Origin of the sequence: Thiolapillus sp., assembly GCF_048562965.1 — a bacterium.
In the GTDB taxonomy this organism is placed as follows: Bacteria; Pseudomonadota; Gammaproteobacteria; order Chromatiales; family Chromatiaceae; genus Thiolapillus; species Thiolapillus brandeum_A.
The window spans coordinates 1-6,912 of record NZ_JBHNMF010000155.1 but is presented as its reverse complement, the minus strand read 5'-3'; the positions used below and the strand labels follow the sequence as shown (position 1 = coordinate 6,912).

Below are 6,912 nucleotides of genomic sequence, written 5' to 3'. Positions count from 1 at the left end.
GCCTATTGCCGCATCTCCAGTTACCTGCAGACCATGGCAAATCAGGGATACAATCCGCTGGTCGCCATTCAAATGGCCTTTTCGGGACAGCTCTATGCTGATAGGGGTGAGTAGTTACGAGACAGCTTTGTAATTCTCAGTGTCTTCCCTGTCCAGAGGCGTATTGCCCAGCACTGCAGCACGATCGGTGATCACCAGTAATTGATCCGCATCCCGGGTCTTGTGACTTATACGGCCACCAAACACACCCACTACATCAGCGGCTTCCAGAGCTTCACCCGGATATTTGTACGGCAGATATTCGGCATAATCAGCACCAGTAGTCGTATACGCTACTCCACCGCTTCCATTTCCTTCGATCTGCCCAAATAGGTTGCCATCACCATCAAAAAAACCGATCAGATTGGCACCATAGCCTGGCTTGTTCCTGGCACCCGTTTGAATCGCAAGCACATCGGCACTCACATCGTCATTGGTATTCCTGATCAAGGCAACATAGGAATTGGTCACGAATCCATTGTTAGCGGCTGGACCAGCCTCCACATGCAGGCGATTGGCTGGAAGCCCGATACCCAGTCCCAGATCACCCTTTTTGTTTAATACCAGAGCATTGCTGCGATCTGTATCAGCCGGATTAAAGGATCCGTTGCCAACAACAAAGTAATTGTCTCCTGCTGTATCGTTAAATTCACCAATCACCAACGAATTATCGTCATCAGCGATGGTTCTTTCTCCCATGACGATTGCCTGCGCGCCAGAAGCCGCAGTCAAAAGGCCCGTCGCTACAGCAGCATCACCACTGGCGCTGGTGAAAGCACCCATAGCCACAGATGAAACACCGCTGGCAGTAACGTTGTCTCCTGCAGCCATGGAATAAAAATTGCTTGCCTTGGCGCCAATTCCAAAGGCCGTTGAAGCAATCCCTACCCGACTGACTGTCGCCAACCCCGAAAAATCACCCAAGGCAGGGTGATACAAAGTCAATTGCGTATCCGAATTTACTTCTTTCACAGAATAACTCGGAACAGAAAGATAAACAGGCCCCTGACCCGCAACAAGCGTGTCTTCGGCCTCGTGATAGATTTTGGGACATCCCAGTCCCCAAAATCGACTCGGCCTTTGACAACCTATTCGTGCCCCAGCCGTCCTGGTCACCAAGCACTACGCAACAACTTCGCAAGCTCGTTGCTGCTCCGTACTTGGCTCCCAATGACTGGACGCCGCGTTTGGATGCCTACTTTGCTTACCCTCTGGCGCTATGCGCACGACGGGTAAGCAGTGCGGCCTCGCGGCTACTGGGGTCTACCAGCCTTCGCTTCGCTCTCCATGGCTGGCAGCGCCGGATTGATCCATCGGTAAAATACCTTCTTCTGCCCCTCCCTGAATAACCGTGAGCATCAGAACAGACAACAACAGCATTTCTTTAAACCCATTCATCACGAATCTCCTTTTTGAGGCACATAAAAACAGCAAAAAGAATACCATGCCCTGCGCCCCGCTTGGTATTCCGGTATTGAATCCCGGTACCTGAAGGTATTGCAGCAGAACACCAGGGCTGATTACAAATTACAATGCCACCATCTGTGCCGCTTCTTCCACATCCACCGAAACCAGACGGGAGACGCCGGGTTCACTCATGGTGACTCCCAGCAGTTGGTTGGAAATGGCCATGGTGACCTTGTTGTGGGTGATGAAGATGAACTGCACGGCGTCGGACATCTCCTTGACCAGTTCGCAGAAGCGCCCCACATTGGCATCGTCCAGCGGCGCATCCACCTCGTCCAGCATACAGAAAGGGGCTGGGTTGAGCTGGAAGATGGAAAACACCAGCGCCACCGCCGAGAGTGCTTTCTCCCCCCCTGAAAGCAGATGAATGCTTGAGTTCCGCTTGCCGGGGGGGCGCGCCATGATAGCCACCCCGGCATCCAGCGGATCTTCCCCCACCAGTTCCAGATAGGCATGACCACCGCCGAAAAGCTTGGGAAACATGGCCTTCAGGCCGCTGTTGACCTTGTCGAAAGTTTCCTTGAAGCGCGTGCGGGTTTCCTTGTCGATCTTGCGGATCGCTTCTTCCAGTGTTTCCAGGGAGCTGGTGACATCCGCATGCTGGGCATCGATGTACTCCATGCGCTCCTTCTGTTCCTTGAATTCATCGATGGCGGCCAGATTGATGGGGCCGAGACGCTGGATGCGCCGTGCCAGCAGTCCCGAGCGTTCTTCCCAGTCTTTAACATTGGCTTCGGCACTGAGATTCTGTTCCAGTTCCTGCCGCTGCATGCCGGTCTGGGCCAGCTGTTCTTCCAGGGTGGTGATACGCACCACAACCTCCTGACGGGACAGGTTGGCCTGGTTGAGCTTTTCCCGCTGCACCTGCACCTGTTCTTCCGCCTGGTGGCGTTCCTTGTCCAGTTCGCGCAGACGATGATCGATGCTTTCGAGCTGCTTGCGCGCATCATTCAGTTCTGCTTCAACGCTGATTCGTTTCTGCAGCAGCTTCTCGAGCTGTTGCTGCTGTTCCTTCAGAGGCTCATCACCCTGTTCCAGCTGTTCCTGCAGTATCTGGCAGCGCTCTTCGTACTGGGCAAGCTGTTGCTGGCTGCGCTCGATGCCGTCGCGCAGGGATTGCTCCGAGGTGCGCATGGACTCCACGCGCAGCGCGATCTGATGGGCTTCACTGCGCGCCTGGCGGGCTGCTTCGCGGGCGTCGGCCAATTCTTTCTGCAGCCGTTCCCGCCGCGCGGCCAGTTGCTCGCGCTGCACGCCGAACACTTCCATCTGCTCCAGCGCCCGGTGCAGGCGCAGGCGGGCTTCTTCCATGCCCTGCTTGTCCGTCTCCAGCTGGGTGCGGATCTCTTCCATGTCCTGTGCCAGGGCTTCCACACGCTGGCGGATATGCTCCGCCCTGGCCCGTTTGCCGCTGAGCTGCGCCTGTATGCCGGCCACTTCCTGATTCACCTGCTCGAAAGAACGCTGCTGTTCTCCACGGCGCTGTTCCTGCTCTGCCAGTCGCCGCCGCCCTTCTGCAAGCTCCTGGTTGAGGGATTCAACCATCGGCTCCAGCGTTTCGACACGGGCGGACAGCTCACGGATTTCCTGTTCCCTGGCCAACATGCCGGCACTCGCATCCCCCTTTTCCAGCTGCAGCCAGCCGTTACCCAGGCACAGACCTTCCGCTGTCACGACCAATTCGCCGGCAGCGAGCGTCTTGCGCATGGCCATAGCTTCATCCAGACTTTGTGCGGTGCGCACCCTGCTGAGAAGCAGGCGCAGATGGTCGGGCCCTTGCACCTGAGCGGCAAGACTGCCCTGCTCGTTTCCGACGCTGGCAGCCCCTCTTTCAAAAAGGTGCAGATGTCCGCTTTCCAGCCTGTCCAGTTTCACTCCGACCTGTTCCAGGTCATCCACCAGCAACCCCTGCAGGCGATTACCCAGCACAGCCTCCACGGCCAGCTGCCATTGGGGCTCGACCTGGATCTGCTCCAGTATCCGCTGGGCATCCGCCAGACCGGCCTCTTCCAGCCAGTGACTGAAAGCCTCGTCATCATCACCCATGGCAGCCTGCTGCAGGGTTTGCAGGGAAACCAGGCGGCCCCGCGCGGTCTCCAGTTCACTGCGGGCATCCGCCAGGGCCTGCTGCTTCTGCTCCAGCAGACCGCGAACTTCAGCGATGGCTTCCTGTATCGTCAGCGCCGATTCACGCAGTTCTTCCAGCAGTGCTGTCTTTTCCTGTTCCCGTCCTTCCAGTTCACCGATTTCGGCCTGAAGCTTGAGATCCGTGAGCTTCTGGCGTTCATCTTCCAGCTTTTGCAGACGTCGCTTGAGCTGGATTTCCTGCTGTTCAAGCTGATTGATCAGGGATCGCTCCACCTGGGCGGTCTGGGCGGGTTCGGTCGCGGTGACATTGAAATCATCCCATTCGCTCTGCCAAGCCTGCATCGCCTGTTCGGCCAGCTGCTGCTTCTCGGCATACTCTTCCGCTCGGGCCCGGATCATTTCCAGCTCGGGCTGATCCTGCATCAGGGTCTGCGCCATCTGCTGCAGCTTGCCTTCGTCCTGGGAGCGGTGAGAACGCGCTTCTTCCAGAGCCTGTTGGGCCCTTTTCAGTTCCGCTTCGTTGCGCTGGCGGGATTCACGGGCATACTGGATGGCTTCTTCTATGCGGGCAATATCGGCGCCCGCCGCGTAGAAGCGTCCCTGCACTTCGTTGAACACCTCATTGGCGTCGTTGTGCGCTTCACGCTGTTTTTCGATTCCACTTTCGGTGCGACGCTGATGCGCCAGCGCCTCCTCGAAACGGTTTTTCTGTTCGGCGATCTGCCGGTCTTTCTGCTGCAGCGCTTCTTCAAGCGCCTTCAGCCGCAACAGCAGCAGTTCGGCATTGACTTCGCGCTCTTCCGCCTTGAAAGTCTTGTACTTCTCGGCCGTGGCCGCCTGGCGTTCGAGATGACGCAGCTGTTTCTCGATCTCGTCACGCAGATCGGTGAGGCGCTCCAGGTTCTCACGGGTATGGCGGATCCGGTTTTCGGTTTCCCTGCGCCTTTCCTTGTACTTGGAGATGCCGGCGGCCTCCTCCAGATACACCCGCAGCTCTTCCGGGCGTGACTCGATGACGCGGGAGATCATACCCTGTTCGATGATGGCGTAACTGCGCGGCCCCAGGCCCGTGCCCAGAAACAGGTCGGTGATGTCCCGGCGGCGGCAGCGTACCCCGTTCAGGAAATAGGCCGATTGGCCATCACGTGTCACCTGGCGTTTGGCGGAAATGCTGTTGTACTGGGCATACTGCCCACCGGCCTTGCCGTCACTGTTGTCGAACACCAGCTCGACACTGGCCACACCCACGGGCTTGCGGGCGCTGGAACCGTTGAAGATAACATCCGCCATGGATTCGCCACGCAGCATCTTGGCCGAGCTTTCGCCCATGACCCAGCGCACAGCGTCGATGACGTTGGACTTGCCGCAGCCATTGGGGCCGACCACACCCACCAGGGAACTGGGGAAAGGCACGGTGGTAGGATCGACGAATGACTTGAAGCCCGCGAGTTTGATTTTTTCCAGACGCATGGGGCGCAAAGATACAGGAATCGGGGGGGTCTAGACAAGCACTATCTGACGAATAAAATACTTTAAATTATTCTTTTATATATTTGTTATATATGTATTTATTATGTTTTTTTACGCACTGCACAGGAAAACACAGCCGCACCCAAACCCTGTATAATCGCGCCATCCGATTCTGACGAGAAAACAACCATGCCCAGCCAACCCAGCAAAGCACTGGAATCCTTCGAAAACCCGCAACCAGAACGCGATTACACCATCCGTATCCGCATTCCCGAATTCACCTGCCTGTGCCCCAAAACCGGTCAGCCGGATTTTGCCACGCTGCACCTGGAATACATCCCCGACCGGCACTGCGTGGAGCTCAAGGCACTCAAAATGTACGTGTGGTCCTTCCGTGACGAAGGGGCTTTCCATGAGGCCGTGACCAACCGGATCCTGAACGACCTGGTCGCCGTCACCCAACCCCGCTTCATGCGACTGACCGCCGATTTCAATGTGCGCGGCGGCATCTATACCGCCGTGGTTGCAGAACACCGGGCGCCCGGCTGGGAAGCCCCTGCCCCGGTCGTACTGCCCTGAAGCAGCGTGGACACCCGCCCGGATCGCTACTGCTGCATCGGCATCGACCTGGGCACATCCGGCTGCCGGGGCATCAGTATCGATCACCGGGGCAGAATCCTCGCACAGGCCGAAACATCCCTGCCTCCGTCCACCTCGCCCTATCCCGCATGGAGGGAACAGCAACCCGAGGACTGGTGGCAGGCGACCGTACAGGTGATCCGGCAGTTGCTGGCGGCTACGCGCCACTGCCAGACCGCTGCCATCGCCGTGGACGGCACTTCATCGACCTTGCTGCTGACAGACCCGGCAGGACAGCCCCTGACAGCGGCGCTCATGTACAACGATCAGCGGGCGGCTGCCCAATGCGCCACCCTCGCTGGCGTGGCGCCATCCGGGGCTGCCGTGCACAGTCCTTCTTCCAGCCTGGCCAAACTGTTATGGCTGCTGGAACAGGAGGCTGCAACGCATTCCCGTGCCCTGCATCAAAGCGAATTGATCAGTGGCCGGCTGTGCGGCCGCTTTGATCTCGGGGATGAGAACAACTGCCTCAAGCTCGGTTACGACCCCGTTAACTGTTGCTGGCCCTCATGGATGGAAAAACTTGGACTGCCCGATGGCATCCTGCCGAATGTCATCCCGCCCGGCGCCATCATGGGGAGCACCAATCCTGTCAGCGCGGCCCTTACCGACCTGCCCGATACCTGCCAGGTCATCGCGGGCACCACGGACAGCACCGCCGCCGCACTGGCCGCCGGCCTGGAACGGCCCGGCGACGCCCTCACTTCCCTGGGTAGCACCCTGGTCTGCAAGCTGCTCTCTGATGCACCACTGTTCGATGCCGGCTATGGTATCTACAGTCACCGCATCTTCGGAAAGTGGCTGACAGGAGGTGCTTCCAATACCGGCGGTACGGTGCTGCGGCAGCATTTCTCCGAAGAAGAACTGGAAAGCCTCAGCCGCCGAATCGATCCCGCGAGAAGCCTGTGTCTCGACTACTACCCCCTACGCTTTCCCGTCAACGACCCGGACAAGCCGGCTGACACCTGTTCCCAAGGACCGCGCCCGCTTCCTGCAGGGTTTGCTGGAAGGCATCACCCGGATAGAAAAATCCGCCTACCAGCGCCTCCAGGAACTCGGTGCCGGTTATCCGAAACGGGTATTCAGCAGTGGCGGCGGCGCCCGCAATGCCACCTGGATGGCCATGCGGCAGCGCCTGCTACATTGCCCCGTACTGCCCGCCAGGCACCTGCAAGCAGCTTACGGCGCTGCTCTGATTGCGCGTCGGGG

Annotated in this window: 4 protein-coding genes and 1 pseudogene; 3 read left to right on the top strand and 2 right to left on the bottom strand. The window is 58.4% G+C overall.

The window, feature by feature from the left end; translation table 11 throughout:
- Positions 1 to 114 precede the first annotated feature (114 nt).
- Positions 115 to 1,011: a hypothetical protein gene (locus ACOCD2_RS09755; RefSeq protein WP_293650397.1), complete on the bottom strand. Its 897-nt coding sequence runs from the start codon at positions 1,009 to 1,011 to the stop codon at positions 115 to 117.
- Positions 1,012 to 1,074: 63 nt separating this feature from the next.
- On the opposite strand from ACOCD2_RS09755, the gene ACOCD2_RS09750 reads away from it, so the two are divergent.
- On the top strand, positions 1,075 to 1,275 hold the full coding sequence (locus ACOCD2_RS09750; RefSeq protein WP_305801321.1) for a hypothetical protein: 201 nt from the start codon (positions 1,075 to 1,077) through the stop codon (positions 1,273 to 1,275).
- 291 nt (positions 1,276 to 1,566) lie between these two features.
- Here the strand turns inward: ACOCD2_RS09750 and smc are convergent, their stop codons facing one another.
- A complete protein-coding gene (gene smc / locus ACOCD2_RS09745; RefSeq protein WP_293645589.1) occupies positions 1,567 to 5,064 on the bottom strand; it encodes a chromosome segregation protein SMC in 3,498 nt (1,165 codons plus the stop codon).
- Positions 5,065 to 5,253: 189 nt separating this feature from the next.
- On the opposite strand from smc, the gene queF reads away from it, so the two are divergent.
- Entirely contained in the window at positions 5,254 to 5,643 is a 390-nt protein-coding gene (gene queF, locus ACOCD2_RS09740) for a preQ(1) synthase (RefSeq protein ID WP_293645591.1), read from the top strand.
- A gap of 36 nt (positions 5,644 to 5,679) precedes the next feature.
- Positions 5,680 to 6,912: pseudogene (locus ACOCD2_RS09735) on the top strand (FGGY-family carbohydrate kinase); the annotation flags it as partial.

Excerpts from the sequence above, each read along its gene's own strand:
- smc (WP_293645589.1), bottom strand. The coding sequence starts at position 5,064 with ATGCGTCTGGAAAAAATCAAACTCGCGGGCTTCAAGTCATTCGTCGAT.
- queF (WP_293645591.1), top strand. The coding sequence starts at position 5,254 with ATGCCCAGCCAACCCAGCAAAGCACTGGAATCCTTCGAAAACCCGCAA.